The sequence below is a fragment of the Shewanella sp. S1-49-MNA-CIBAN-0167 genome (assembly GCF_040310145.1).
In the GTDB taxonomy this organism is placed as follows: domain Bacteria; phylum Pseudomonadota; class Gammaproteobacteria; order Enterobacterales; family Shewanellaceae; genus Shewanella; species Shewanella psychromarinicola.
Window position 1 is genome coordinate 1 of record NZ_JBEOPO010000108.1, and the last position, 739, is coordinate 739.

Annotated in this window: 2 protein-coding genes; both read right to left on the minus strand. The window is 49.0% G+C overall.

Annotated features, from left to right (window positions below; translation table 11 throughout):
- A partial coding sequence (locus AAEZ00_RS20585) for an IS91 family transposase (protein ID WP_351089727.1) occupies positions 1 to 566 on the minus strand: 566 nt, incomplete at its 3' end.
- Positions 563 to 733, minus strand: coding sequence for a tyrosine-type recombinase/integrase (locus AAEZ00_RS20590; protein ID WP_502959346.1), 171 nt, complete (start codon positions 731 to 733; stop codon positions 563 to 565). The genes AAEZ00_RS20590 and AAEZ00_RS20585, both read right to left, overlap by 4 nt.
- Between the last annotated feature and the right edge of the window lie 6 nt (positions 734 to 739).

Here is a 739-nt window from a genome sequence, read left to right on the forward strand (position 1 = left end):
TTGGCGATATTAAAGGCGTTGAACAGGTATTTGCCTTTGTTCTTTTTCCAGTGCTGTTGAGTTTTGTTAAAACTGCCCGCAGGAATAATAAAGTGAATATGCGGATGTAAATCCCGTCGCCGGCTGTGAGTATGCAGCACGCCGGTGAAACCAATATCACCGGCAAGCTTTGGTGAGTTAAGGGCAAAGTCTTTGAGCACACTGGCAGCGACGGCAAACATGGCTGGATAGAGCGCTTCTGGGTGATATTTAGCCACAACACGCAGCTCAAATGGCAATGTAAAAGTCACCATGAAATAGTCGACGGGCAGTAACTTGGCTTGTTGCTTAGTGAGCCAATCTGCCGTGGTGTTGTACTGACATTGCGGGCAGTTGCGATGACCACATGACAGCGGAAAGTCAGCGGTATGCGTGCAACCCTGGCAAGCCCAGTGGCTGGCTCTTTGGGAATGAGAGCGGCAACTGAGCATGGCATTAATCGCTTGGCGCATTGACGGGGTAATTTGGCCATCATAAGCCTGATTAAAGGCATCAAGATGGTCACGTAAAATATCGATGAATGTCATGAGTCACACTCCCACTTAAGCACCAAATTATCAGTGAGCTGGTTAACTGACAGGACAGTGTTCTTGCGGGTGATGGTGGTGAGGCGGGTATAGCGTGCGGTAGTGTTAAGGCTGTTGTGGCCGAGTAAGTGCTGTACTGAGCGTAAATCTAACCCTTGTTCGAGCAGATGAGT